The 26632-nt window shown below is 36.4% G+C and carries 24 protein-coding genes; 5 read left to right on the forward strand and 19 right to left on the reverse strand.

Features of this window, described 5'->3' with window-relative positions:
- Positions 1–52: 52 nt before the first annotated feature.
- Together D612_RS0109130 and D612_RS0109135 are read left to right on the forward strand one after the other, a co-directional pair.
- Positions 53–1123: a YkvI family membrane protein gene (locus tag D612_RS0109130; RefSeq protein ID WP_017755156.1), complete on the forward strand. Its 1071-nt coding sequence runs from the start codon at positions 53–55 to the stop codon at positions 1121–1123.
- A gap of 294 nt (positions 1124–1417) precedes the next feature.
- Positions 1418–2248 carry a DUF368 domain-containing protein gene (locus D612_RS0109135; protein WP_017755157.1) on the forward strand — a complete coding sequence of 277 codons (831 nt, stop codon included), beginning with the start codon at positions 1418–1420 and terminating at the stop codon, positions 2246–2248.
- Positions 2249–2395: 147 nt separating this feature from the next.
- Here the strand turns inward: D612_RS0109135 and D612_RS0109140 are convergent, their stop codons facing one another.
- The 18 genes from D612_RS0109140 to D612_RS0109230 form a co-directional block, all read right to left on the reverse strand.
- Positions 2396–2929: a hypothetical protein gene (locus tag D612_RS0109140; protein ID WP_017755158.1), complete on the reverse strand. Its 534-nt coding sequence runs from the start codon at positions 2927–2929 to the stop codon at positions 2396–2398.
- A 184-nt stretch (positions 2930–3113) separates the two neighbouring features.
- Positions 3114–4187: a branched-chain amino acid aminotransferase gene (locus D612_RS0109145; protein ID WP_017755159.1), complete on the reverse strand. Its 1074-nt coding sequence runs from the start codon at positions 4185–4187 to the stop codon at positions 3114–3116.
- A 312-nt stretch (positions 4188–4499) separates the two neighbouring features.
- Positions 4500–5465 (reverse strand): cation diffusion facilitator family transporter, encoded by a 966-nt coding sequence (locus D612_RS0109150; protein WP_017755160.1) that lies wholly within the window; start codon positions 5463–5465, stop codon positions 4500–4502.
- 40 nt (positions 5466–5505) lie between these two features.
- Positions 5506–5814, reverse strand: coding sequence for an ArsR/SmtB family transcription factor (locus D612_RS0109155; protein ID WP_017755161.1), 309 nt, complete (start codon positions 5812–5814; stop codon positions 5506–5508).
- A gap of 166 nt (positions 5815–5980) precedes the next feature.
- Positions 5981–7597: a long-chain fatty acid--CoA ligase gene (locus D612_RS0109160; protein WP_017755162.1), complete on the reverse strand. Its 1617-nt coding sequence runs from the start codon at positions 7595–7597 to the stop codon at positions 5981–5983.
- 113 nt (positions 7598–7710) lie between these two features.
- Positions 7711–8808, reverse strand: coding sequence for a CaiB/BaiF CoA transferase family protein (locus D612_RS0109165; protein ID WP_017755163.1), 1098 nt, complete (start codon positions 8806–8808; stop codon positions 7711–7713).
- 123 nt (positions 8809–8931) lie between these two features.
- Positions 8932–10497, reverse strand: a complete 1566-nt coding sequence (locus D612_RS0109170) for a fatty acid--CoA ligase (RefSeq protein WP_017755164.1) — start codon at positions 10495–10497, stop codon at positions 8932–8934.
- A 48-nt stretch (positions 10498–10545) separates the two neighbouring features.
- A complete protein-coding gene (locus tag D612_RS0109175; RefSeq protein WP_017755165.1) occupies positions 10546–11697 on the reverse strand; it encodes a thiolase family protein in 1152 nt (383 codons plus the stop codon).
- A 105-nt stretch (positions 11698–11802) separates the two neighbouring features.
- Entirely contained in the window at positions 11803–12948 is a 1146-nt protein-coding gene (locus D612_RS0109180) for an acyl-CoA dehydrogenase family protein (RefSeq protein WP_017755166.1), read from the reverse strand.
- Between the two features lie 59 nt (positions 12949–13007).
- Complete coding sequence (locus tag D612_RS0109185) at positions 13008–14540, reverse strand: acyl-CoA synthetase (RefSeq protein WP_017755167.1); 1533 nt, start codon at positions 14538–14540, stop codon at positions 13008–13010.
- Between the two features lie 207 nt (positions 14541–14747).
- Positions 14748–16817 (reverse strand): sigma-54-dependent Fis family transcriptional regulator, encoded by a 2070-nt coding sequence (locus D612_RS0109190; RefSeq protein WP_017755168.1) that lies wholly within the window; start codon positions 16815–16817, stop codon positions 14748–14750.
- 283 nt (positions 16818–17100) lie between these two features.
- The gene (locus tag D612_RS0109195; protein WP_017755169.1) at positions 17101–17871 is read right to left on the reverse strand and encodes a 3-hydroxyacyl-CoA dehydrogenase; all 771 of its coding nucleotides are present in this window, start codon (positions 17869–17871) and stop codon (positions 17101–17103) included.
- 230 nt (positions 17872–18101) lie between these two features.
- Positions 18102–18950: an MBL fold metallo-hydrolase gene (locus tag D612_RS0109200; RefSeq protein ID WP_017755170.1), complete on the reverse strand. Its 849-nt coding sequence runs from the start codon at positions 18948–18950 to the stop codon at positions 18102–18104.
- Between the two features lie 76 nt (positions 18951–19026).
- Positions 19027–20517, reverse strand: coding sequence for a stalk domain-containing protein (locus D612_RS18185; RefSeq protein ID WP_017755171.1), 1491 nt, complete (start codon positions 20515–20517; stop codon positions 19027–19029).
- 32 nt (positions 20518–20549) lie between these two features.
- The gene (locus D612_RS0109210; RefSeq protein WP_017755172.1) at positions 20550–20744 is read right to left on the reverse strand and encodes a hypothetical protein; all 195 of its coding nucleotides are present in this window, start codon (positions 20742–20744) and stop codon (positions 20550–20552) included.
- A gap of 192 nt (positions 20745–20936) precedes the next feature.
- Positions 20937–21266, reverse strand: coding sequence for a hypothetical protein (locus tag D612_RS0109215; RefSeq protein WP_017755173.1), 330 nt, complete (start codon positions 21264–21266; stop codon positions 20937–20939).
- Positions 21267–21543: 277 nt separating this feature from the next.
- Complete coding sequence (locus D612_RS0109225; RefSeq protein WP_017755175.1) at positions 21544–22281, reverse strand: lysophospholipid acyltransferase family protein; 738 nt, start codon at positions 22279–22281, stop codon at positions 21544–21546.
- A 130-nt stretch (positions 22282–22411) separates the two neighbouring features.
- Positions 22412–22975 carry a pyridoxamine 5'-phosphate oxidase family protein gene (locus D612_RS0109230; RefSeq protein ID WP_017755176.1) on the reverse strand — a complete coding sequence of 188 codons (564 nt, stop codon included), beginning with the start codon at positions 22973–22975 and terminating at the stop codon, positions 22412–22414.
- A gap of 197 nt (positions 22976–23172) precedes the next feature.
- Between D612_RS0109230 and D612_RS0109235 the strand changes: the two genes are divergently transcribed.
- Positions 23173–23427: a hypothetical protein gene (locus D612_RS0109235; RefSeq protein ID WP_017755177.1), complete on the forward strand. Its 255-nt coding sequence runs from the start codon at positions 23173–23175 to the stop codon at positions 23425–23427.
- Positions 23428–23476: 49 nt separating this feature from the next.
- Here the strand turns inward: D612_RS0109235 and D612_RS0109240 are convergent, their stop codons facing one another.
- Entirely contained in the window at positions 23477–24151 is a 675-nt protein-coding gene (locus D612_RS0109240; protein WP_017755178.1) for a VC0807 family protein, read from the reverse strand.
- 697 nt (positions 24152–24848) lie between these two features.
- Here D612_RS0109240 and D612_RS0109245 point away from each other — a divergent pair.
- On the forward strand, positions 24849–25769 hold the full coding sequence (locus D612_RS0109245) for a nuclease-related domain-containing protein (RefSeq protein WP_017755179.1): 921 nt from the start codon (positions 24849–24851) through the stop codon (positions 25767–25769).
- A 114-nt stretch (positions 25770–25883) separates the two neighbouring features.
- On the forward strand, positions 25884–26632 hold a 749-nt coding region (locus tag D612_RS19635; protein WP_161603223.1), incomplete at its 3' end, for a hypothetical protein.

Here is a 26632-nt window from a genome sequence, read left to right on the forward strand (position 1 = left end):
GATATCGTTCATTATAAATTATTGGAATTTTCAGACCCAGGAGGAGTATAAAATGAAAAATAGTCTTCAAATTGCAAGTGCGTTTATTGGCCTTATTATTGGTGCAGGATTTGCCTCTGGGCAAGAAATTCTACAATTTTTTACTAGCTTTGGATGGCTTGGAATTGCAGGAACTGTAGTTGCTACATTGCTTTTCGGATTTTTGGCGATGAATTTAGCACAATTAGGGTGCCGGCTCCAAACGAAATCCCATAAAGAGGTTGTATACCATATATGCGGAAAATATCTTGGGGTTGTTGTTGATTTTATTATAACGTTCTTCCTTTTTGGTGTTACAGTTGTCATGATGGCTGGTAGCGGTGCAATATTTGAACAGCAATTCGGTTTACCAGGATCTGTAGGGAATATAATTATGGCGGCTTTAGTTATTGCTACCGTTTGCTTAAATGTTCATCGAGTAATTTCAATAATTGGAATTGTCACTCCATTTTTACTTGTGGCGGTAATTATCATTACTACCTACTCTTTTTTTACAATGGATATGAGTATGAGTGAACTAAAGCAAATTTCACAAGCTGAAAGTGCAGCTGCTTCAAATTGGGCATTAGGCGCCTTTCTCTATGTTTCTTACAACCTTGCGGCAGGTGCTGCAATGTTAACAGTTATGGGTGGTACGGTTAAGGATGAAAAAGCAGCTGGTATGGGCGGCATTTTAGGTGGATTAGGTTTAGGACTGCTAATCTTATTAATTAATCTTGGAATGTTAGTAAAATTAGACCAATTACAAGGTATTGATATGCCAACTTTATTTTTAGCTAATGAGATTTCACCTATTTTGGCAGGCTTTATGTCAATTATACTATTAGGAATGATCTTTAATACGGCTGTTGGAATGCTGTACGCATTCAGTGCTCGATTTGTTTCCCCTTCACAGCCAAAGTTTAAAGTAACTGCAATCGGTTCGGGTATTCTTGCATTTATCGCAAGCTTTGTCGGCTTTATCCAATTAGTCGGAACAGTATATCCAGTAATGGGTTATTTAGGATTTACTATTATTGCGGCTATTGTGGTCGCGTGGATTCGAATGCAAAAAAATAAAAATAATCATTCAATCCAGGCATGATTTAACCTTCAAACAAGTATGTATTTTCCGAAATGAGCTTCATGGGTATATGATTGGGGATTTCGCTTTGGGCGGACGCTTTTCGTAGGCAATACAAATAACGCTGAATCAAATTATTGATTCAGCTTTTTTTGCTATATCAACTTATAAATCCTAGGTTAAAGACTTTAAGGCGAATATTTCTTTCAAATTTTCCTAGTATACTGTTATAATAAAATTCGTCTAGCTTAATCAACTAAGCTCTATATATTTTACAAATAACAAGACATTTATAAATAAGGAGAAAAATGATTTATGGAATGGAAAAATATTTATCGTGGTTTTATTATGGGGATTAGCGACTTAATTCCTGGTGTTAGTGGTGGAACACTAGCTGTCGTCCTTGGAATATATGATCGATTACTAGAAGCAATAAGCGGCTTTTTTAGCAAAGAGTGGAAGCAACATATTCGGTTCCTCCTCCCGCTTGGGATTGGTGTTGGTGCTGCTCTACTTTTATTAAGTCGAGTAATTGAATATCTACTAGAGCATCACTATGAAGCAACGCAATTCTTTTTTATCGGTTTGATAGTTGGCATTATTCCATTTCTTTGGAAACAAGCGAATGCTAAAGCAAACTTTCGAACCATCCACTATATAGTATTATTGATTGCTGCAATTTTGGTTGCTTCCATGGCGTTTATCAATCCTGACCGCTCACTTGAGCCAATATCATCATTGACAGTGAGCCGTACTGTAGGACTATTTTTCTCCGGATGGCTAGCTAGCATGGCCATGCTTTTGCCGGGTATTAGCGGTTCCTTTGTTCTCCTGTTAATTGGAGTTTATTCTACCGCCATCAATGCACTGTCAACTTTCGATCTGCCAATTATTATAACTATTGGGGCTGGGGTTATTGTTGGGTTTATTTTAAGCAGCAAAGGGATTCGCTATTTGCTCACTCATTTCCCATTCATGACGTATGCACTCATCTTAGGTTTAATTATCGGTTCACTCGTTGTTGTCTACCCAGGTATGGTTACAAACGTTTCAACCATTATTACGTGTATCATTACGTTTGCACTAGGTTTAACTGTAACAGCATTTTTCGGAAAAAGTGAACGAGCAACTGCTATTAATACCTAATCAATAACCACAGGGCGCAAGAAGATTCGTTGGCTCCACTGTTAGCTCTCCCAGAAAATCAAAAAAATGACCCTGGTTTAACGTCACCAGCGTCATTTTTTTACATACAAATATTCGTAAATTCGCGCATTGTTAAGAAAACCTTCATTACTGTGCAAAAAAACCATTATACAAAAATTGATTCTCACGTTGAGAATTTAGATTTGTATACTGAATTTCAATTGCATTTATATTATTCGTATAGCTTTCATCCTTTAAAGTTACCTTTAAAACTACATTAAATTCTTGCTGGTTTATCGTATAATTTTGGGCTGGAAGGTAACCTTCTACAAGCCCCTGTTCAACAGCTTCCTGTTCAATTAGTGCTTCAGTTGGATTCATTAAACCAGGCACAAATTCTTCAATGAATGGCTCCACTGTCACTACCTCATCATTCTCTAAATATGAACCATCATTCTTAATAAGTTTAATGTCATTTATGGTCGGTTTACCATTACCAGTCCATTTCACATTGAAGCCAAGATAAAAAGGTTCATTTATAGTAATAGCACCTTTATCGATACTTGAAGCGCTGTTTAAAATAAACTCGCCTCGTGCATATTGAAAATAAAATAACCAGGTAAATAAACCGATGAAAAAAATTGCAATTGCACTAAAAACGATTATAAGTGTTTTTTTCATAATAAATAAACCTCATTTCATCTTAAAAAATTACAACTAGAATAAGTCTCAAAACTTATTATATAGGAAATGAGTGAAGATATCAGCTAAAAATGCTTATTTTAGCCAAATTGTGTCGAACAAGGTAAAAATAAAACTATGGAGAATGCCTCCATAGTTTTATCCTCAATATTGGTTGTATCTATTATTTAACCTCAACTGTCCAGCCGAAAGGATCTTCTATTTTTCCATATTGAATACCAGTTAGTGTATCATAAAGCTTTTTAGATAGTGGTCCGGTTTCACCGTTATTTAACGTAATACTTTCATTATTCCATAGTAATTGTCCGACTGGTGAAATAACAGCTGCGGTACCCGTTCCAAACGCTTCCTCTAACACACCATCAGCATGTGCTTGATAGATTTCTTCAATTGAAATGCGACGTTCTTCAACAGGAACATTCCAATGTTTTAAGAGCTGAATGATCGAGTCTCTTGTAATTCCAGCTAAAATACTACCATTTAGTTCAGGTGTAATAACGGTTCCGTTTACTTTAAAGAAAATATTCATGCTGCCTACTTCTTCGATATATTTATGCTCTTTTCCATCGAGCCATAAAACTTGAGAATAACCCTTATTCTCCGACTTTTCTTGAGCTTTTAGGCTTGCAGCATAGTTCCCGCCAGTTTTTGCAGTACCAGTACCACCCTTTACAGTACGAACGTACTCATTTTCAACAAGAATTTTCACAGGATTTAAACCTTCTTTATAATAAGCACCAACTGGAGACATGATAATCATGAATTTATATTTTGTTGACGGTGCTACACCTAAATATGGTTGTGTTGCAATCACAAATGGTCGTATATAAAGGGACGTCCCTTCAGCAGTTGGGACCCAATCTTTATCAAGCGCTACTAATTGTTTTAACGCTGTTAACGCTAACTCTTCATCAATTTGTGGAATTACTAGACGATCATTCGAACGATTCAGTCTTTCCATATTTTTTTCAGGTCTAAATAATAAAACCTTACCATCCTTGGCTACATAAGCCTTTAAGCCTTCAAAAACCGTTTGTCCGTAATGAAAGACTACGCAAGAAGGGTCTAAAGATATAGGTCCATAAGGTAAAATCTGTGGATCGTGCCAGCCTACACCTTCTGTATAATCCATCATAAACATATGATCGGTGAAGATTTTACCAAATTGCAATTGATCCGCGTTTGGTTTCTGTTTTTTTGTTGAACATAAACTTACTTTTATTGTATGTTCACTCACAATTGACATCTCCTTGTATGAATAGTTCAAAAGATAAATATAATATACTATTGTAAGACTATTGAAAGCCATAAACAATGATTTATCCAAAAAAAACTAAAATATTTTTTAATTTAAGCAAATTTTCGGAAAATTATATTCCAAATTTACACAGTTGTAATTACCATTGTACCATGATATATTAATTGAGCGATGAGCTCCAATTGTGTAAGTCGATGGACGCGCCTTATGGCAATGCACGAATGTGGCGTGCAGTCTTTCGCCTCAATCTCGAGAGGACACTTAATATAGTGTCCTCTTTATTATTTACCCTTATACTTCTGTTTCAGCGTGTTGCAGGTTTGATTTTTCAACTTGAATGGTTGTATGTTGAATTTTAAATTTATATTCAATCGTTGTAATCGCCTGTTGCAAAATTGTTTGACTATCATGATCATCTTCTACTAATAAGTGGCAGCTTAATGAATCAAGTCCTGAAGTGATCGTCCAAATATGGAGATCATGAACATTAATAACACCGTCTATTTCTAGTAAAGTCTCTTTTACCTCTTTCTGATCAATTGTTATAGGTGTTCCCTCCATTAAAATATGGACGGTATGTTTTACAACACCCCAAGCGCTCCGCAAAATTAACAAGGCCACAACAACACTAATAAGCGGATCTGCTACATACCAATTAAAGAAGTACATAATAAGACCAGCAATAATGGCTCCTACAGATCCAAGGGCATCACCGATAACATGAAGATAGGCACTCCTAATATTTACGTTGTCTTTGACATCTCCTTTTTGCAAGAGCGCAAATGCACTCCCGATATTTGCAAGTAACCCAATTGTCGCAATCGCAATCATTGACGCACTTGCTACTGTTGGTGGCTCTAAAAAGCGTTCATATGCCTCTACAATGATAAACCCAGCAATTAAAAATAATGTCACTCCATTAAATAATGCTGCTAAAATTTCAAAACGATAAAAGCCATATGTTTTATTTGGAGATGCTGGTCTTGTTGCAAACCACATCGCCACTAGACTTAGGGCCAATGAGCTCGCATCACTTAACATATGTCCTGAATCCGATAAAAGCGCCAAACTGTTTGTAAGTAATCCCCCGAAAAATTCTAAAAGCATAATTCCTGCTGTTATTATTAATGCAATCATAAGACCTTTTTTATTTCCTTCTCTTGTATGACCATGGTGATGGCCATGATGATGTTGGTCATGGCTATAATGATTGTGGTCATGGCTATGACCGTGACTGTGACCATGATGATGGTGCATATTTCCCCCTCCAAGTAATCCTTTTATTCTATAGTCTTTTTTAGTCGTGGAGCGAATGATGTATCATTTGTTTTAAAATTTCAATGACGTGATCATCCTCGTACGTATAAATATATGATTTCCCTTCGCGTCGAGCTTTTACAAGTCTCAAATTCTTAAGAAACGACAACTGATGAGAAACAGCCGACTGCGTCATGTTTAAAACCTCAGCGATATGACCAACTGAACATTCCTCTTGTGAGAGCAGATAAAGGATTTTTATTCTTGTCGGGTCTGCTAACGCTTTAAATGCTCTTGAGACATTGTCAACAGTGTCATTTGATAAGAAATCGTGTTGTGAATGGTTCATCTAACTCCCTCTTTGCTATTCATTTCATCATATGAACATATGCTCATATGTTGTTAGGTATATAGTAACAATTTCCAAAATGAAAATCAACTGCAAATTGTATATTTTAACACAACTAAAAAAATAAGCCGCCCTACCGAAATAGGACGGTTCGAACAAACCATTATTAATTTTGAACAAAATAATTTTGCAATTTTTCTCTTAATGCTCGCTTCAAAAACTTCCCAACAGATGTTTTTGGGATTTCATCCATAAAAATCACATCATCTGGTAGCCACCATTTTGCAAATTGTGGCGCGATGAATTTCAGCAAATCTTCTTTTGTTACCTTATCTTTATATGGATCTTTAAGAACAACACATGCAACTGGACGTTCCTGCCAATCTGGATGAGGAACGGCGACTACACTTGCCTCAAATACTCCTTCATGTGCCATTAAAGCGTTTTCTAAATCGACAGAAGAGATCCATTCACCGCCACTCTTAATTAAATCCTTTGTCCGGTCAACTAGCTTAATGACCCCCTCCTCGTCTACGGTGCAAACGTCACCTGTATAAAGCCACCCGTCTTTAAACGACTCTTGTGAGCGTTCATCACGATAATATTCGTCTGCAATCCATGGTCCCCGCAGTAATAGCTCGCCCATTTCAACACCGTCCCAAGCCACTTCTCCATTTCCACCAACTACCTTCATTTCTAGACCAGGCACAAGTATTCCTTGCTTGGCACGTTGATCAAGCCTTTCTTCAACTGAAAGTTTGTTTTGGTAGCTTTTTAAACGTGATAGTGTGGCAAGTGGACTTGTTTCCGTCATTCCATACGCATGAATAAACGGGATGTTATATTTTGTTTCAAACGTGTTTATCATTCCTTTCGGTGCAGCAGCCCCGCCACAAAGGATTGCACGAAGGCTACTTGTGTCGTAATTTCCTCCTTCCAATTCCTTCAATAACCCTAACCAAATAGTTGGAACACCAGCTGTAATTGTAATTTTCTCTTGCTCAATTAATTCGGCAAGAAGCTTTGGTGTAAACATCGGTCCAGGTAACACTTGAGTTGATCCGAGCCATGTTGCTGCAAATGGAAGCCCCCACGCATTGGCATGGAACATTGGAACGACTGCCATTGTAATATCCGATTCGGAAATGGCGGTCGTATCAGCTAAGCCTAACGCAAAGCTATGAAGAACAATCCCGCGATGTGAGTAAACAACACCCTTTGGATTCCCGGTTGTTGCTGACGTATAACACATGCCTGCAGGTGCATTTTCATCTATATCTTTTATAAATGGTTCATTTGGATTTCCTTTTTCAAGTAATGGTTCATAGGAGTAAACAGGTTGAAGATTTGTAGTAGGAAGTTGTTCTTGATCTGTCATGATGATAAAAGCTTTAACAGTTGGAAGTTTAGTGGCTATTTTTTCGACGATCGGTAAGAGGTCTTCGTCAACAAAGAGTACTTTATCTTCTGCATGATTAATAATATAGATAATATGTTCTAATGAAAGTCGTAGATTTATCGTATGAAGGACTGCGCCCATTCCTGGTGCTGCAAAGTATATTTCTAAGTGGCGATGATGATTCCAAGCTAATGTTCCAACACGATCGCCTTGTTCGACACCGAGATCCTTTAAGGCACTCATCAACCTCCTCGTCCGCTCTCCAATTTCTGCATAAGTAAAGCGATGAATTCCCGATAACGTTCTTGAAACTACTTGCTTTTTTGAAAAGTACTTTTCAGCACGCTCTAATAAAGCTCCAATATTTAATTGATCGTTCATCATCTTAACATTTCCCCTTTTTTATTAAATTTTCTCCCTCATCATTCGCTTCCCCTCACCATGAAAGCCTGTTGATGAGGGGATGAACGATTAATAATAATTCACACTTTGTGATTCTAACTGCCCTTGTTATTAATATTAATACCAAGAACAGAGTGAAGGATCTCTGGTGTATGCTCTCCCATTTCCGGTGGTGGAGATGGTTGTTCAAGGGAGCATACAGGCTGCGTTTTCACATAAGTCAATCCCTTTATTATGGTTATAAGGTTTCGTTCCTTCACATAAGGGTGCTCAGAAATCTCACCCGCTTCAAGGATTGGTGCCATACAACAATCAACTTCAAGACTAAACTTCGTCCACTCAGCTAAGCTGCGACTTTTAAAAAGTGCTTTCACTTCCTGATAAATGGGATTATCAGGAACAGCTTTTGACAGGTAGCTAGCCAACCATTCGCTTCTATCTACTCCATTACAAAAGTTATCCCAGAACTTTTTCTCTAAAGCTGCTAAGCTAATAAAACGGTTATCGCTAGTTTCATAAATCGCATAATTAATAATTTCTCCCCCTAAAAGCTGAACGCCATGCCCATGCCCTGTTTCCTTTTCAATGAGAACATGATTTCCCATTAATGCAATCATTGAGTCAGTTAATGATACATCTAAATATTGGCCCTTACCTGTTTTTTCCCGCTGATAGATCGCTGCTAGAATAGATTCATTCGCGGAAATTCCACCAATTAAATCAGCAAAGGTTGTGGTTGGATGAACAGGTCTTCCCTCCGAATCCTTTAATTGTGAAAGCACTCCGCTTAGTGCCATATAGTTTAAGTCATGGCTACCTAAAGTGCTCATCACGGAATTCTGGCCAAATCCGGAAAGGGAGCAATAAATAATATTCGGCTTTCTTTTCCTAATACTTTCATAATCCAGTCCTAGTCTTTCCATAACACCTGGCCGAAAGCTCTCCACAACTACATCTGCGTTACATACTAGCTCGATAGCTATTTCTTGCCCTTCTCGTTCTTTTAAGTTTAAACAAACACTTTTTTTATTTCGATTATTAGCAATGTATAGCTCTCTTCCTGTTGTTCTAGCTGGATCACCTGATGGCGGCTCCACTTTGATAACCTCTGCTCCTAAATCAGCTAAGCGCATTGTTGCATAAGGACCTGGTAAATAAACTGAAAAATCAATAATTCGTATCCCTTTAAGCATTTCCTTCTCCTTTACGTAATTATTTTTCCCTATTTTTTCTTTGAAGCTAGCAATTAAGTAGAAGCAGGATAGTAAACTGCTAAAGGGATACTAAATTCACGCACATTTCCCTTTAAACACGATCTACTGATCGACAGACTCCGCTTCCAATTGCTTTCGCAATAAAAACTTTTGAATTTTTCCACTAGCATTTCTCGGTAACACGTCTACAAAAATATACTGGCGTGGACGTTTATAATCTGCTAGCTTAGTACTCTCTTTACAGAGCTTATCAAGCTCAGCCTCAGATACGTTGATGTTGTCTTTTTTCACAACAAACGCAACTACTTTTTCACCCCATTTTTCATCTGGCTGACCAAGTACAGCAACATCTAAAATCCCGGGATGCTCATACAAAATATCTTCTACCTCTCGTGGATAAATGTTTTCTCCACCACTAATAATCATGTCGTCAACACGATCGGCAATGAAAAGATAACCATCTTCATCAACATACCCAATATCACCAGAATGGTACCAGCCTTTATACATCGATTTTTCTGTTGCTTCCTCACGGTTATAATAGCCAATCATCATTGATGGACCTTTGACGATAACTTCACCACGTTCATAAGGTGCACAAATATCATCTGGCTCTGATGGACCACTTTCATTTGGACGAACAACACGGACCTCATGGTTTAATATGGCTTTCCCGGCCGCTCCTGCTTTTGAAATTTGCTCATCCTCTAATAAAAATGTAATAGCAGGCCCCATTTCTGTCATGCCATATGCTTGAACAAGCTTAACTCCAAGCTTATCTTGACAAGCATATACAAGCGCAGGTGCCATTGGTGCAGCACCATATAAACCAAATTGGAGAGAACGAATATCATAGTTTTCAAGCTGTTCTTGCAAGATCATGTTCCACATAGTTGGAGCAGCGAAAAATTTTGTTATTTTCTCTTTTTCGATAAGCTCCAATACTTTTCCTGCATCAAAATGATGGAGAATGATATTCGTTGCACCACTATGTACCCTTGGCAAAAATGCACAATGCAGCTCTGCACAATGGAACATAGGTGCCGTTACAAGTCCCCGATCTTTGTCTGAAACCTTCGTAGCGTTGATTAATACCATACTTTGTTCAACCATGTCACGATGGCGGTGCATAACCCCTTTTGGTCGCCCGGTTGTCCCGCTCGTATACATGATTGCATATAAATCCGCTTCCTCAACTTTAATTTGTGGAGTAGCTGAGCTTCCTGCTGCTACCTTTTCTCTGTAGCTAGCAGCATAATCGGGTTTATCTTCATCAATAAACCAAAATGCGATATGAGGAAAACGTTTTTCGATTAGATCAATCTGCGCTTGGAGCGCCTTTTCAAATAAAACTACTTTTGGCTCAGCATCCTCTAAGATAAAAGCAACCTCTTCACCCATAAGCCGAAAATTAATTGGATTAAAAACAGCCCCGATTTTAGCACACGCAAAAAATGAAGTTGCTAGCTCCTCTGTATTATATAAATAAGTAGATACGCGATCGCCCTTGTTTACTCCGGCATTTAGTAAAGCATTGGCTAATTTATTTACTTGTTCATTCCACTCTGCATATGAATAGCGTAGATTTTTGCGGACATCATATAGCGCTTCCTTTTTAGGATATTTTTGAACAGTTTGATCAAATATTTTCCCAATTGTTGTGTACATAAAATTCCCCCTTATATTGGTTTTGTATCGATTTTACTTTATATTGAGCTAATCTAGTCGTTCGATAATCGTTGCATTCGCCATGCCGTGACCTTCACACATTGTTTGAAGCCCGTAGCGGCCACCAGTGCGTTCGAGTTCATGCATCATTGTAATCATCAGTCTAGCACCACTTGCGCCTAACGGATGACCTAAAGCGATTGCACCACCGTTAGGATTTAGCTTTTTCGGATCTGCCCCAGTTTCCTTTAACCAGGCTAACGGAACAGGAGCAAATGCTTCATTCACTTCAAAAACATCAATATCATCAACAGATAAGCCCGCTTTAGCTAACACTTTTTCGGTAGCAGGGATAACCCCTGTTAGCATCAATGTTGGATCTGAACCAACAACAACACGTGCTAAAATACGAAAACGTGGTTTAAGTCCTAGTTCCTCAGCTTTTTCTCGAGACATAATTAATAATGCACCCGCTCCGTCACTTATTTGACTAGAGTTACCTGCATGTATACGTCCGTTTTCCTGAAATGATGGCTTTAAATCACCCAACACCTCTAAAGTGGTTTCCTTCCTAGGTCCGGAATCTGTTGTCATGATCGTTTTTGTCCCATCTGGCAAGTTCACTTCTACTGGAACGATTTCTCGTTCAAATCTTCCTTCAGCCTGTGCCTTCAATGCTTTTTCATGACTTTCTAATGAAAATTGATCTAATTCTGTTCGACTAAATCCCCACTTTTCAGTTATTCGCTCTGCAGACAATCCTTGGTGAATAATCTCATAACGCTCTAGTAGCTTTGGACTAAAAGGGGCATTTTGATAATTTGAGCCAATTGGAACGCGCGACATATTTTCAATACCCGCAGCGACAACAATATCCATATCACCACTAATGATCGCTTGTGCAGCAAAGTGAACGGCTTGCTGACTTGAACCGCATTGACGATCGATTGTAGTTCCAGGTACCTCAAGTGGGTACCCAGCAATTAAAGCAGCAACACGCCCGATGTCACCCGCTTGTTCACCTGATTGGCTAACACAACCCATAATTACATCCTCTACTAAGCTAGCTGATATTCCTGCACGATCAATAACCTCTTTTAATACTAACGCTGCTAAATCATCGGGACGAATATCCTTTAACAACCCATTACGTCTTCCAACGGGAGTTCGTACCGCTTCGACAATAACTGCTTCTCTCATTTTTTTCATTCCTCTCTCAATAAAAATAATGTTTAGTAACAACGTAATCTAAAAACAACCGTTATTTATTTAACAAAATATTTTTTAATATAGCTTTCTTCAAATCTACAATCCAAGGTTTTTCGCAATAATTGTTTTCATGATTTCATTTGTTCCGGCATAAATGGCCGCCACTGGTATATCTCTAAATCTTCTCGCGATTTTGTACTCTTCCATATATCCGTAACCACCATGAAGCTGCATACATTCGCTTGCTATCTTTTTTGCCATGTCTGTTAAGCGCCATTTAGCCATGGATACCTTTGTCACGATGTCCTTTTGCGCAATATGATCAGCTATTAACTGGTCTAAAAAGGCACGTCCCATTTCAATCTCAGTTGCCATTTCTGCAATTTTAAATTGAGTATTTTGAAATTTGCTTATTGGTTTGCCAAATGCTTCACGAGTTTTCACATACTCAATTGTCATTTCCAACATATCTTCAGCAGCTACTTGGGCTGCTATCGCAACTAGAAGACGTTCCTGCTGTAGCTTTTCCATTAAATATAAAAACCCTTTTCCTTCCTCGCCTAAAAGATTTTCTTTTGGTACTCGGCAATCCTCAAATATCAGCTCAGCTGTATCTTGACTATGAAGTCCAACTTTATTTAGCTTTCGTCCTCTCGAAAAACCAGGTGTACCTCGTTCGATAACAAGTAGGCTTACCCCTCTGTGCTTTGGTTCAGCTTTCGGATTTGTTTTACAAGCAACAATTACTAAATCAGCGTGAATACCATTTGTTATAAATGTTTTTTGCCCGTTTACGACATAATGGTCACTCTCAAGGATTGCCGTTGTTTTAATATTCGCTAAATCAGAACCGGCACCAGGCTCAGTCATGGCAATTGCTGAAATTGTATCACCAGACACACAGCCTGGAAGCCAACGCTGTTTTTGTTCTTCTGAGCCGTATGCGGTTATATACGGAACAACTATGTCATTATGAAGACCGATGCCAACTAATCCTGACCCAACCCGCTCGATTTCCTCGTTTATTACAACTGAGAACCCCCAATCGACTCCTGTGCCACCATATTGTTCAGGTACATCAGGGCAAAGAAAACCGTTATCGCCCATCTTTTTCCAGAAAGATCGTGGGATGATCCTGTCCTCCTCCCATTGGTCATAATACGGATAAGCTTCCTTCTCCAAAAATTTCCGCAACGCTTTTCTAAAGATATCGTGCTCTTGTCGTAAATATAAATGCCCCATCATTGAAGCCTCCTATTCGATTTTATAGTGTATGAAAACGCTTTCTATTATATGAGTTTTTAAGATTGTAAGTTTTTTAAACGTTCACGAAGCTGATATTTTAAAATTTTCCCAGATGCATTCCTTGGAAGCTGTTTTTCAAATATGATTTTTCTTGGTACTTTATAGCTGGCAAGCTTCTGTCGACAAAAGCTTTTAAATTCCTGTTCATTAATTTCTTCACCTTGTTTCGGTACAACGACTGCCGTAACAATTTCTCCCCATAGTTCATCTGGCAGGCCAATTGTTGCTGCCTCTAATACTTGTGGATGTTCATACATAATTTGCTCAACTTCAATTGAATAAACGTTTTCCCCACCCGTAATGATCATATCCTTTTTTCGATCCACTAGCGTTATATAGCCCTCTTCATCCATAACTGCCAAGTCACCAGTATACAACCAACCATCTACCAGCGCTCTTTTTGTTTCTTCAGGCTTGTTGTAATATTCCTTCATAATCGTGGGACCACGTAAAATAAATTCTCCTACAACTCCAGGTTTCACGTCTTGACCTGTTGAATCAACGACGCGGGCATCTGTTAATGCAAACGCTCTTCCACCTTTACCTAAATGGTTCACGTGATCTTCAGGATCTAGTAAAATTCCACCAGGTCCGGCCTCCGTTAAACCACATAAATTAAAAAATCGGTCGGTTTTAAATAATTCCATACTTTTTCGAACAAGCTCAGGGGCCATTGGAGCAGCTCCATAACCATATCGTAAAACAGACGACAAATCATATTCATCGAAGTTAGGTACTTGAAGAAGGAAATTATACATGGCTGGAACACCAAAAAAGTGGGTAATTTTGTGTTTTTCAATTGCTTTTAACGTTTCAACAGGGTGGAAATCACGATGAATGACGTGTGATGCACCTAAAATAACTCCTGTTATTAAAAATAAGTTTAGTTGTGCAGAATGGAATAAAGGTGCTAAATGTAAAAGGCGGTCCTTCGGATTAATACCCATTCCAACCATCATCGTTACAGCAACATTAAATATACGACGGTGATCAAATAAAGCCCCTTTAGGACGACCGGTAGTTCCAGATGTATATAGTATTTCTAAATCATCTGTTTCATCGACTTCCACGTTTGGTTCATTTCGATTAGATGAAAGCACTTCTTCAAAGGAAAAATGAACCTCATTACTTGATTTACCGACAGATATTACAGTTATTTGAGCAAAAATAGAAGCTTGTTCGATGGCATCATCGATTAACGTAGAATATTCGTTATCACAAATGATCACTTTACTTTCAGACTGCTGTAATATATAACTTACTTCAGTTGCAGTTAATCGAAAATTTATCGGTACTACGACAGCCCCAATTTTTGCTCCGGCAAAAAAGGAAAAAACATATGAATCTGAATTTTTCATCATCAGTGCAAGCTTATCGCCTTTTTCTAATCCCATCGCAAGTAAACCATTCGCTAACTGGTTGACTTTATCATTAAACTGTTCATACGTAAAGTCTCTTCCTTCACACGTTATTGCCAATTTAGTTGGGTGTTTCCTTGCATTTAATGATAAGTAACTACCAATATCCATATCGTAATCCCTCCCTGTGATTTTTTTTATGAAGCCTTGTAACAAAGCCTAAAATCGAAGTCCTAGCTTACAAATGTATTATGCAAGTAATGTGCCAACCTCAAATTCAGTTAAACTTATACAAAATAACAAACAAAACAGTGATTAATTGTTTGATTTACGAACACCTAAAATAAAAAGAGTGTCTATTTTTTAGACACCCTTTCGTTACAGTTTGTACTTTTTTAATTTTTCATAAAGTCCTGAACGACTTATTCCTAATATTTTCGCTGCTTTTGATTTGTTTCCACCACAATCATGTAACGCCCGTTTAATTGCATCAAGTTCAGCACTTTCAGCTAGTTTAAAATGAGTAATCGTTTGAATTGCTGTTTTATCAACCTTTTCTATTACATATTCAGGTAAATCGCTTGCTTGGATTTTACCAAACTCAGCAAATGTCATTGCTCTTTCTAAAATATTTCTTAGCTCTCGGACATTGCCAGGCCAATGATAACGCAATAAAATGTCTTGGGCATCTTGGTGGATGCCGGTTACACTAGTTCCTAATAAACGATTTAAATCCTTTATAAACGTAGCAATTAGTAAACCAATATCATGGGGGCGCTTCCGCAGTGGTGGAATATGGAATGATATAACATTTAACCGATAGTACAAATCCTCACGAAATTCACCGTTTTCGACCATTTCCTCAAGAGGTCTGTTCGTTGCCGCAATAATTCGTACATCTACTTGAATCCGTTCAGTACCGCCAACACGATAAAACTCCCTTTCTTGTAAAACACGTAAAAGCTTGGCTTGCAAGGATAATGACATATCTCCAATTTCATCTAAAAAAAGTGTTCCACCGTCGGCTAAATCAAACTTCCCAGGTTTACCTTTTTGTTTTGCCCCAGTAAAAGCACCACCTTCATAACCGAAAAATTCTGATTCTAATAAGTCTTCTGGGATAGCAGCACAGTTTACAACGACAAACCTTCCATCCTTGCGTGCGCTACTACTATGAATAGCATGAGCAAACAGCTCCTTGCCTGTACCACTTTCACCTCTGATTAATATCGTTGATCGCCCTTTTGCGGCTTTGGCCGCACTTTTTTTCAGCTTATCTATAAATGGGTCGTTGCTAATAATTTGTTCCCATGTAAATCTTGACGTTTCTGTATTTTGCAATTGTTTCAAATAGTAGGCTGCTTTATGCTCAGCCTTTTCTAGCTTTTTAAATAATTCACTTACTTGATTAAGCTGACGAAACATAATCGTTCCAATCGCACCTATCACTTTCCCAGCTTGAAAAATTGGAATTCTATTTATGATGTATTTAATGCCGTTGATTTCTAAAAAGTCGCTAACCTCAGCCTGCTCGCTTTTCAAGACATTTGTCAAATGTAAATGAGGCAATAGCTTGTCAACTTGCTTCCCAACTAAATCTAATTTTTTCAATGAAAACAGTTCAAGTAAAGGTGGATTAACCATTTTGATAACACCTTTATCATCGATCATGATCATGCCGTCATAAGCATGGTCAATAGCAGTGTCCAAGGTTTGTTTTAAATTTCTTACTGACTCAAGCTCAGAAGCCATCCCTTCAAGCTCTGAAATGTCTTGAAACAACGCAATGAAGCCTTTGCGATTTCGAACAGTTTGATAGGATGATAGCCTTAAAATTGTCTGGTGAGCTCCGATTTGTAGCTTTTTAATATGAACGTCATCCTCGAGATTGTTTATGTTAATACTAGGTATGACGGTCGATAAAGATTCACCAATAAGTTCGTCATATTCAGTTTCTAGCATTTTACTCAAACGGTCATTGACATAAATAATCTGCTGGTCTCCATTTGTCATAATTGCCCCTAAATGGGAGTTTTCCAGAATTATTTCCAACTGTCCCTTTAGGGAATTAGAAGATCGAAGTAAAGTTGCTATCATATCCGTTTTCGTAAATAGACCGATGACACGATCTTTTTCATCGAGAACAACGCCCGTGCCGACACGACTTCTCTTAACAACCTCTTCAATAACCTCGTATGGGGTATTTACTGGCAAGGCTACTGCTTCTTTAATAATATATTTTTCAACTTTAGCTTGTAGAGGCAATTGGGCTAAAACCATTTCATACACCTTTGACCTTGTTAACACTCCAATCAACTTACCATCACTGTTCGTTACAGGTATGATGTTCCACTTGTTATCCTTCATAATTTCAATTGCTTCTTGTAAACTCGAATTTCTTTTGATTGTCCTATTAATGGGAGTCATCATATCTTGTAATTGAATCACAAAGCATTCTCCTTTGCGATAATAGATTTTTGAAATATATTTATTTTATCTTACCATATGTGACGATAAAGTTTTTGGACGATGGTATTTCATTTTCCAACAAAAAAAGACATAAGAAGTCCGAATTTGTTGAATTGTAGTTTACAACAAAAATACTTCTTATGCCCAACCAAGAAAAAAACTTATTTAATTCATACCTATTGCAACATCCGCGGCTGGATATACACGTCGCGTTTACTTCCGTGTTGTGATTCAAACTAAAGTTTGTACGATTATTGCAACTCTATTTAGGTTGCATTCGAATTGCACCATCAAGACGAATAACCTCACCATTTAGCATTGGATTTTCAATAATGCTTTCAGTTAATTTAGCGTATTCAGATGGAAATCCTAACCTAGATGGAAACGGCACCATTGCTCCTAAAGATTCCCTAGCTGTCTCAGGTAGCATATCAAACATTGGCGTATGGAATAATCCAGGCGCAATCGTCATTACACGAATGCCATCAGCAGCAAGCTCTCTAGCAATCGGCAATGTCATCCCGACAACTCCACCTTTCGAGGCACTATATGCAGCCTGGCCAATTTGGCCTTCAAATGCTGCAACTGATGCGGTATTAATAATTACACCCCGTTCACCATTTTCATTTGGTTCATTTTCCTTCATTCTTTCAACGGCAAGTCGAATCACATTGAATGTTCCAATTAAATTGACAGAAATAACCTTTGAGAAATCTTCTAAACTATGGACTCCTTTCTTACTTAGAAGCTTCTGGGCTATTGCAATACCAGCACAGTTTACAACAGTATTTATATAGTTGTATTTTTCAAGTGCTTGACTAATCGCTAATTGGACGTCGTCCTCCTTCGTAACATCTGTATGTAAATATAAAACATGCTCTTCTCCATATTCATCAACGAGAGCCAATCCTTTTTCCTCCGACAAATCTAAAATAACCGCTTTGCCACCTTTCGTCACAATATTTCGAACTGTTGCTTCTCCGAGACCAGATGCTCCCCCTGTGACTAGTGCTACACATTCTTTTATTTGCATACATTTCTCCCCCTTAATTAATATGTTCACCCCTATTCTTATGCAATTTTCATGCCAGTATCGATGTTTGTAAAAAGGGCGAAATTCCTACTATCTCACTTAATCTCTTTTTGAAAGATGTCCAAAAATAAAAACAAGTGCCCAATTTTTGGACACTTATAATCAGCTTTGTGGTCATAGTCAAATATTCTCTATGGTCTTAGTCAAATATAGGATATGGATTTTTGCTATTAATTGAGATTACGTTGATTTTCTGGAAGTGCGATTTCATCAAAATGTTCGATTAATTTAGCCAGTTCATTTGTCAATTGCTCACCTACTATTGGAAAACCATGCCCTGTAATTGCAACTGCCGGCTTTAGAGCAGCTAACTTTTTCACAGATTCCTTAGCTTGATTCCAATCGATCGTAAAATATTTAGGTGGACCACTAACTTCCTGTTGTTGGGTCATAACCTTATATAATGATTCTTGTTTCACTGTGACAAATGCATCTCCAGCAATTAAGGCACGATCTTGTTCTCTAAATAATGATATATGGCCTGGAGTGTGGCCTGGAGTGTGAATCCATTGCCATTCTGCCATTTCTGGAATACTTCCGTCCTTCGGTAGTACTTTTACTTTATCACCAAGGTTAATTCCATGGTTAGGGAATAATGGTGACATTTCTGAAACGAAACCACCATCAACTGAAGGGTCACCTGGAGGATAATCTGCATGACCAGTTAAATATGGGAGCTCGAGTTCATGAGCATAAACTGGAACATCCCAATGTTCAAGTAATTCAACAATCGAACCAACATGATCGAAATGACCGTGAGTTAAAATGATCGCATTTGGTCTCGCTCCTTCTCCAAAGCGTTCTTCTGCCTCTCTTATTATTTCTTCAGCTGAATGAGGCATTCCAGCATCAATAAGTACCCAACCACTATTAGTTGTTGGATCACCAACAAAGCTTATGTTAACAATTTGAATACAATAATTATAAAGATCTGGCAGGACTGATTCTCCTATGCCGCTAGAGATTGACGTAAACGGAAGAAAAGTATTTGAGAATTTATCTTGTGCACTTGGCTCCATAAAAACACCTCCTTTTCATTAATGTAACCAAAAGGAGGCATTGTATAATGTAATCTTTTAATATTTATGTTAAATGTTAAAATTCAATGAATACTTGCTTTGTTGTATTTTCCCATTGTACATTTGCACCGAAAGCTTCACCAATAAATCGCAATGGTATCATTGTTCTTCCTTCTTTAATTTGGACAGGTACATCAATTTCAGTTGGGATGTCATTTATTTTCGCTTGTAGTGAGTTCGCTTTTAGCCATACCGTTGTATCTCCTTTAATGGCCGTAACTTCTTTCTTTGTTTGATCCCAATCTACTGTTGCCTCTAGCTTTTCAAAGACTCCTCTTAACGGCACAAGTGTCTTCCCAGCATAGATATATGGTTCTTGATCAAAGATAAGTGTTTCACCATTCACAACGACACTAATAGAATTTGAAACTGGGATTGGATTATTGCTTGATTTCGCTGGAGTAGATACAGTTAATGTCGGATTTAACCATGTTTTATAGCTTGCCCAAATAGTTGGTGCTTCCTGCCCTAAGCTCCAATTAGCTGTTCCCTTTAAGTTATATTTATTTACAAGTTCAAGCTTTTTTTGAATGGTTTGCTCATTATCAAACCATACTTCGTAATGACCCGGTGTAAAAGCCGGCTTCCAAGAAAATAATTGATATGGTGGATCATTTTCAGTTATTGTTACGCGAGCTACTAAACTACCTTTTTTTTCAACCAATTCCGTAGTACCACGATAGTTTTCTATAAAGCTAAAAGTCTTGTTCATCCAAATACCGTCCCCAACAACACCACTATTAGTCTCTATATCTTCTAATTTCCAAATTCGCCCATAAAACGGAATGCCTAAAACAAGTTTGTCCGCTGATACTCCTTCGTCAATTGCATACTGAATTGATTTTTCAACAAACTCAATACTCGCTACAGGTCCTGGCTTTCCACCTCTATAGCTCTCGTCATAAGCCATAATAATTAAATAATCAGCATGATCCGCAAGTTTATTATAATCATAGCTACCATGCCATCCAGTTTTAGATCCTTTCGGGTTGGCTGCAACTGCTAAAGAAAGTTCTTTATCAGCAGGCATCTTACTTTTCAAAGTTTTAACGAACTCACTAAATGCATCTCTTTCTGAATGGGAAAGGCCTTCAATATCGATATTGATACCATCTAAATTATGTTTTAATATTTGCTCGACTATTTTTGTCGTTAAAGTATCTTTGTTTTTCAATGCGTTTATGCCAGCTTCTTTATCCCAGTGGTTGCTTAAGAAAGGTACAACTTTAATATTCCTTTTTTTCATTTCTTTTATAAAAGCCGCATCAAAGTTTTCGGTGATTATGAGATCTCCATGTTTTGATAAATCAAAATAGTTAGGAGCGATTATGTTTATGGTGTTATTTGCCTGATCAACATGTTTTACATAGTCATTTTTACTAACTGAATATATGTATGAAAAATTGATCCTTTCATTTGCATGTACATTTTTCGTTTGAATAGGTGAAAGTAGCGTTACAAATAATATTAGGGCAAATAGTAAACGATTATATATTCTTGAATTCATGCTAATTTAAATCTCCTCTCAATTATAAGCTGCTAGTACTGCTTATTAAAATGACTTTGTTTAAGCATTAATGCATGTGCTTTTTCAATAATGTCGGTAAGTACATCACCCTTATATACCCGTCCAAATTTTGTGTTTTCTTGGTAATACTCCACTATTTCATCTAGCTTTTGAATTGTTTCCTTTGTCACCCGTAAGTTTAATTGTACCCTTGATTGCTCCGTCACTTTTTCCCCCACCTTATCATTAATAAATATTGCTATTATATTGATATCTTAATGCTATCATATAGCTTATCATAACAATTTTCAATAAGTTTCCACGTAGATAGAGTGCGTTATCAATTGATTTTTGAATTTTTTAGCAAAAGTAAATAGAAAAGGCCCCCACTTTTAAATTAGGTGGAGGCTTTAATATTATTATTTTGTTGTCGTAAAAGAAACCGTGAACTCAACATCTTCAAAACCTTCATTATCATTGTGATCATGTTCAAATGTCCGACCACAGGAAGGGATTTCAAATGAGAAATCTACTACATCCTTTGGAGCAATCCCCTTTTCCTTCAGGATTGAGAATAATGCTTCCATGGCATCATCAATAGTTATATTTTCGGATGTTCTGTTGTCAATAAAGCCGTCCACACAAGCTAAAACACTATCTTCATATTCTTCATAATTAAATGATGCCTTCATATTTAAGAGGCCTTCTAACTCATCTTTAGCTAAGGATATCACGGTTGTAATTAACATATCTATTCCTCCTAATCCAAATTAGAATTTGCTTCTAAACCACATTATAACCTATTAATAATGTTTCTATTGTAAAAATTGTGTCTATTAAGGGAATACTATTGGAAAAAGAAGATTGATATTTTGATTTCTTTCATTGTTTATGATTTTTAATTCTGATTTAAATTCTGATTTTGATTTTGATTTTAATTTTGATTTTGATTTTAATTTTGATTTTAATTTTGATTTTAATTTTGATTTTGATTCTGTTTATGGTTCTGTTTATGGTTCTGTTTATCTATTTCAATGAATTACCTGGATTTTTCAAATTTTTTGCAATGATTGTTTTTACATATTGACCTAGCTCGTCCATACTTAAATGCTTAACATCATCAATAAAGATAGGGTCTGATACATAAACTTTTACGTTTGCTGGTTTCATAATAAAACCATTTTTCTCCATAATTTGATAAGATCCATTGATAGTAACTGGGATAATCGGTACCTCAGATTTTACTGCTAGACGAAAGGAACCACCTTTAAACTCTCCAATTTCCTTCCCTTTACTCCTTGTCCCTTCAGGGAAAATGACTAAAGAATGACCATCTTTCAAATACTTAATTCCTTCTTGAATCGCTTTTACTGATTGCCTTTTGTTCTTCCTGTCAATAAACACACATTTCATCGCTTCCATGTAGCTTCCGATAATTGGCATTTTTTTTACTTCAATTTTCGAAATAAAACCTTTTGGTTTATGAATAAAACCTATTAATATTGGAACATCGAAATTCCCTTGATGGTTGCTAACAAATAGAACTGGACGATCCTTCGGAATATGTTCCTCACCAAATACTTCTACTGTTGAACCAGTTAACTTTACTAATGTTCGTGCCCATCTTCTAGGTAATGAAGCTATGAGTTCATCCCGTTCAGCCAGCGGAAGGTTTTCTGCTTCTACTCTTGCCTTTCTTATTGCAGGAAAATGCCAAAATAAAAATCCCCAAAAATAGCTAAACCATATTAATGTTCGTATCATTTTCCTTCCCCCTACTACGCTTCCTTAAATAAACTATATATGACGTTCAGTGAACCTCAAAAAAAGAGCGCCGTATACAGCTACCCTTTTTACTATTATTCTATAATAATTTTCGCAATAGTGGTGGAGATTATTTTTCTTTTTTTAGATCGTCTCTTTGTTTACGCCCAGGATAAAATAAATTTTCCCTTGCCACAGTAGCTTCTTTTGCTGTGATTTGATCAACTTCGAGGCAATAAACTACAGTTTTACTACCAAGTGAGGATCGGTATGACTCAACATATTTTTTCTCAAGCTCCCGCTCAAAATAGCCTGGAACAAATTTATCTAACATTGCCTGTAATGCATCTGTTGCTTCTTCCAAATGATCTACCGTTCTGATTTTTCCAAACACCATGACACTACTAAAGTCTGTACCAATATTTGCTGGAGCTGGATTGGCAATGATTCCGCGATCTTCAGTGATAGTAAAACAAACACGATTATTAGTTCGAATCGCATCAACTTTTCGTCCTTGCTCACTACCATGGAAGTAAATTTTTTCATCTTTCCACACATAGTTCAGCGGAACAACATATGTTCCTTCATCATCAACTAAACCTAAGTAACCTACTTTACATGAATTTAGCAAGTTGTTGATTTTTTCTTGGTTTGTTACTATTTTCCCTTCTCTACGCATTGCTCTATAGTTCATTCGCAATCCTTCCTTCAATAAAAGTATAATCTAGCAATCTATTTTTACATATTTACATATTTATGGGAAATTGACAACTGTTTAATAGATTTATAAATGCCAAAAATAAATTTTCTGACTTTCAAAGGATAGTACGTTAAAAAATTGCCTAAGCTATCAACAATAACAACTTTAATTTAAGGTGGATTTTATTAAAAATGTTTTTGAAGCATGAAGTAAAAGAAGTGAATGGCAGATGCGAAGCTTTTCTGTATTTGGACAAGAATGTTTTTCTGACCTGCGCCGAAAATGAATTGAATTTAGTAGTAAAGGAGGCTGCTAAAAATTATATTAAGCGTACACTTCCTGCGATTCCAATAGAAGTAGTCCGTCTTATGGTAGGCAATGTCTTATACTTTTCATTTGCAATACAATCAGAAGAACAAAAAATACGAGCACATAAAAATAAGTGAATGAAGTGACTATGCACCCATTCACTTATTCAAGTTCACAAGCTTACCTTTATTCAAGTTCAATGGATTGATTTAATACAGCTACCTCTTTTTCTTTTAGTTTTTGTTCTTCTTTTTCTGTATATTGCATGATTTTATTAAATACATACATTACGGCAGCAACAAATACAACAGACATGACCCAGCCAAATGTTCTCATTGAAATTAAAATTTGGCCATACCCATCAACACCGTACTTATTTATTAACCAAATTTTCAAGCCGCTTTCGAGAACGTCACGCAAGATTAAAAATGCAGTTAGCCATTGGAAATATATAAACAATTCTTTCGAACGATATTTCTTCTTACTTTCCTCACGTGGGGTGCCTTGAACATAAGCTGCATCAATTAAGAAATACATGACGATTGGACGTTTAATAATAATTGTAAATAGTAAAAAGGCAATCATCCCAAAGTTGAAATAAATTCCATTCCAAAGCATCCATTCCGCTGAATCACTTATTAAATCTAAAATCGTATTAATCATCAACGATGACATAATATATAAGCCCGAGACATTAAATTGGCGTTCATTAAAAAAGTTCCATACCGTATATATAAAGGCAGGACCGGTTGAAAGTAGCATCGCATAATAATCCCCAAGCGGTTCTCGCCCATACTTCCAAATCACGATTGGCAATACTAGATAACAAATAATTTCAAGAATTGGCTTGAATTTTTTCATAATTGCTCCTTTTAATTTATTGGTTTTGTCTGAAAAAAATGCGGATATATTTAGTCCGAAAAAATGCAAATTTCTATTTAAGTTACGGACTTCTACTTCAATTACGGACTTCTACTTCAATTACGGACTTCTACTTAAATAATAATATAAAAAATGTTATAACGTTTTTGATAAAGTTATAGAAATGAATCAAATTACTCATTAAGTATAATATTAAATCAAACAAAGTTAAATAATCATTTTTTTCAAGTTTATCTAAGATTTTTACAAAGGAAGTGCAGAATAATTCAAAATATCAGTTTAATTATTTTCATACTTTAAATCATGCTAAGTATTGTCCTACTTTAAATCAGGTTAATTATTGTCGTCCTACTTTTTTTAGTAAGTTAGTCTAGTAATCTTGATTAGTTGCTATTTGCTTATTATCGTTCTATTTGTAAAAACTAGTCTTTTTTTATATAATCTATTAATAGGACAATCCCAAGCCGCTACATAATGCCATTTTTAATACCACATTTATCTCTTCAAATATTACTTCATTTATCAATTCATTCTTTACTTTATTTATAAAACCCGTAATTATAATTCTCAACTTCATTAATTCCATCATTTATCGATTAGATCTTTACTTCATTTATCAATTCGTTCATTAATTTTTTTACCACCATTTCAATTATATAAAAGGAAGGGATTAAAAATGATCATTAAAAACCGCTGTGAAACTTTAGAATTATTAGTTTTAAGGTATCTAAATACTAGAACAAATTTACCAGAAAGTGAGCTAAGCCATTATCGTTTGCTCGAAAAAGGATTTGAAGGTGAAACAAATTTTGATCAACTAGTGGAAAATTTACAAGGCGATTTTATTGGAATGTTCGATTTATTGTTCGAGATTAATAATACTATATTTCAAATTGATTCGTTAATAATAAGTGGGGAAAACATTTATCTTTTTGATGTAAAAAACTTTGATGGCGACTATTATGTTTGTTCAGATAACAAGTGGTATTCGATAACTGAAATTGAAATCAAAAATCCTATTCATCAACTAAATCGCTGTGAGACCTTATTGAAACGATTGCTTCAAAATATTGGATGTAACCAATTAATTAGTTCCAACGTTATCTTTATTAACCCCAATTTTTACTTATATCAAGCTCCTATCAACCTACCGATTATTTTCCCAACACAAATCAAACGTTTCCTACAAAAACTCGATTTAACTTTACAAAAATCAAAAATTAAAGATAAACAAGTTAAATTAGCTGAAAAATTACTAGCCCACAATTTAGATACATCACCATATATCCGAAAACCCGAATATACTTATGATCAGCTTAAAAAGGGCATATATTGCAAGGAATGTCATTCATTTGAAGTCTATACAAATTCAAAAATGGTAGTTTGTAAAATTTGTGGTTTTAGAGAAAAAATTGAAAATTCTGTTTTACGAAACATCGAGGAATATAAAGTGCTTTTTCCTGACAAAAAAATAACCACTTCTTCCATTCAGGAGTGGTGCAAAATTATTGATTCAGTTACTACCGTAAGGAGGATTATTTCTATTAATCACAAACCAGTTGGTAAGTTTAGAAACACTTATTACATTGACAAGTAAACATTTATAATCAGCGCAGTATTCATTCAAAGGAAATTAATAAGTAAGTGAATTTCACCGCACCTAATGATATACGCTCCGCTATCGTGCAACCAAATTGAGGCTTCAGCTGTTTTGCTGATAGTAAACCTTATTTATCGTCAGCTAATCGAGACTACGGCCGTTTTGCTGATAGTAAACCTTATTTATCGTCAGCTAATCGAGACTACGGCCGTTTTGCTGATAGTAAACCTTATTTATCGTCAGCAAATTGAGAATACGGCCGTTTTGCTGATAGTAAACCTTATTTATCGTCAGCAAATTGAGAATACGGCCGTTTTGCTGATAGTAAACCTTATTTATCGTCAGCAAATTGAGAATACGGCCGTTTTGCTGATAGTAAACCTTATTTATCGTCAGCAAATTGAGAATACGGCCGTTTTGCTGATAGTAAACCTTATTTATCGTCAGCAAATTGAGAATACGGCCGTTTTGCTGATAGTAAACCTTATTTATCGTCAGCAAATTGAGAATACGGCCGTTTTGCTGATAGTAAACCTTATTTATCGTCAGCAAATTGAGAATACGGCCGTTTTGCTGATAGTAAACCTTATTTATCGTCAGCAAATTGAGAATACGGCCGTTTTGCTGATAGTAAACCTTATTTATCGTCAGCAAATTGAGAATACGGCCGTTTTGCTGATAGTAAACCTTATTTATCGTCAGCAAATTGAGAATACGGCCGTTTTGCTGATAGTAAACCTTATTTATCGTCAGCAAATTGAGAATACGGCCGTTTTGCTGATAGTAAACCTTATTTATCGTCAGCAAATTGAGAATACGGCCGTTTTGCTGATAGTAAACCTTATTTATCGTCAGCAAAT

It is taken from the genome of Calidifontibacillus oryziterrae, assembly GCF_000331575.1.
Classification (GTDB): Bacteria; Bacillota; Bacilli; order Bacillales; family Bacillaceae_J; genus Calidifontibacillus_A; species Calidifontibacillus_A oryziterrae.

Excerpts from the sequence above, each read along its gene's own strand:
- D612_RS0109155 (WP_017755161.1), bottom strand. The coding sequence starts at position 5,814 with ATGAACCATTCACAACACGATTTCTTATCAAATGACACTGTTGACAAT.
- D612_RS0109195 (WP_017755169.1), bottom strand. The coding sequence starts at position 17,871 with ATGCAAATAAAAGAATGTGTAGCACTAGTCACAGGGGGAGCATCTGGT.
- D612_RS0109240 (WP_017755178.1), bottom strand. The coding sequence starts at position 24,151 with ATGAAAAAATTCAAGCCAATTCTTGAAATTATTTGTTATCTAGTATTG.
- D612_RS0109135 (WP_017755157.1), top strand. The coding sequence starts at position 1,418 with ATGGAATGGAAAAATATTTATCGTGGTTTTATTATGGGGATTAGCGAC.
- D612_RS0109140 (WP_017755158.1), bottom strand. The coding sequence starts at position 2,929 with ATGAAAAAAACACTTATAATCGTTTTTAGTGCAATTGCAATTTTTTTC.
- D612_RS0109200 (WP_017755170.1), bottom strand. The coding sequence starts at position 18,950 with ATGGAGCCAAGTGCACAAGATAAATTCTCAAATACTTTTCTTCCGTTT.
- D612_RS0109180 (WP_017755166.1), bottom strand. The coding sequence starts at position 12,948 with ATGGGGCATTTATATTTACGACAAGAGCACGATATCTTTAGAAAAGCG.
- D612_RS0109215 (WP_017755173.1), bottom strand. The coding sequence starts at position 21,266 with ATGTTAATTACAACCGTGATATCCTTAGCTAAAGATGAGTTAGAAGGC.
- D612_RS0109185 (WP_017755167.1), bottom strand. The coding sequence starts at position 14,540 with ATGGATATTGGTAGTTACTTATCATTAAATGCAAGGAAACACCCAACT.
- D612_RS18185 (WP_017755171.1), bottom strand. The coding sequence starts at position 20,517 with ATGAATTCAAGAATATATAATCGTTTACTATTTGCCCTAATATTATTT.
- D612_RS0109235 (WP_017755177.1), top strand. The coding sequence starts at position 23,173 with ATGTTTTTGAAGCATGAAGTAAAAGAAGTGAATGGCAGATGCGAAGCT.
- D612_RS0109245 (WP_017755179.1), top strand. The coding sequence starts at position 24,849 with ATGATCATTAAAAACCGCTGTGAAACTTTAGAATTATTAGTTTTAAGG.
- D612_RS0109165 (WP_017755163.1), bottom strand. The coding sequence starts at position 8,808 with ATGCTTAAAGGGATACGAATTATTGATTTTTCAGTTTATTTACCAGGT.
- D612_RS0109225 (WP_017755175.1), bottom strand. The coding sequence starts at position 22,281 with ATGATACGAACATTAATATGGTTTAGCTATTTTTGGGGATTTTTATTT.
- D612_RS0109150 (WP_017755160.1), bottom strand. The coding sequence starts at position 5,465 with ATGCACCATCATCATGGTCACAGTCACGGTCATAGCCATGACCACAAT.
- D612_RS0109230 (WP_017755176.1), bottom strand. The coding sequence starts at position 22,975 with ATGAACTATAGAGCAATGCGTAGAGAAGGGAAAATAGTAACAAACCAA.
- D612_RS0109130 (WP_017755156.1), top strand. The coding sequence starts at position 53 with ATGAAAAATAGTCTTCAAATTGCAAGTGCGTTTATTGGCCTTATTATT.
- D612_RS0109170 (WP_017755164.1), bottom strand. The coding sequence starts at position 10,497 with ATGTACACAACAATTGGGAAAATATTTGATCAAACTGTTCAAAAATAT.
- D612_RS0109160 (WP_017755162.1), bottom strand. The coding sequence starts at position 7,597 with ATGATGAACGATCAATTAAATATTGGAGCTTTATTAGAGCGTGCTGAA.
- D612_RS0109175 (WP_017755165.1), bottom strand. The coding sequence starts at position 11,697 with ATGAGAGAAGCAGTTATTGTCGAAGCGGTACGAACTCCCGTTGGAAGA.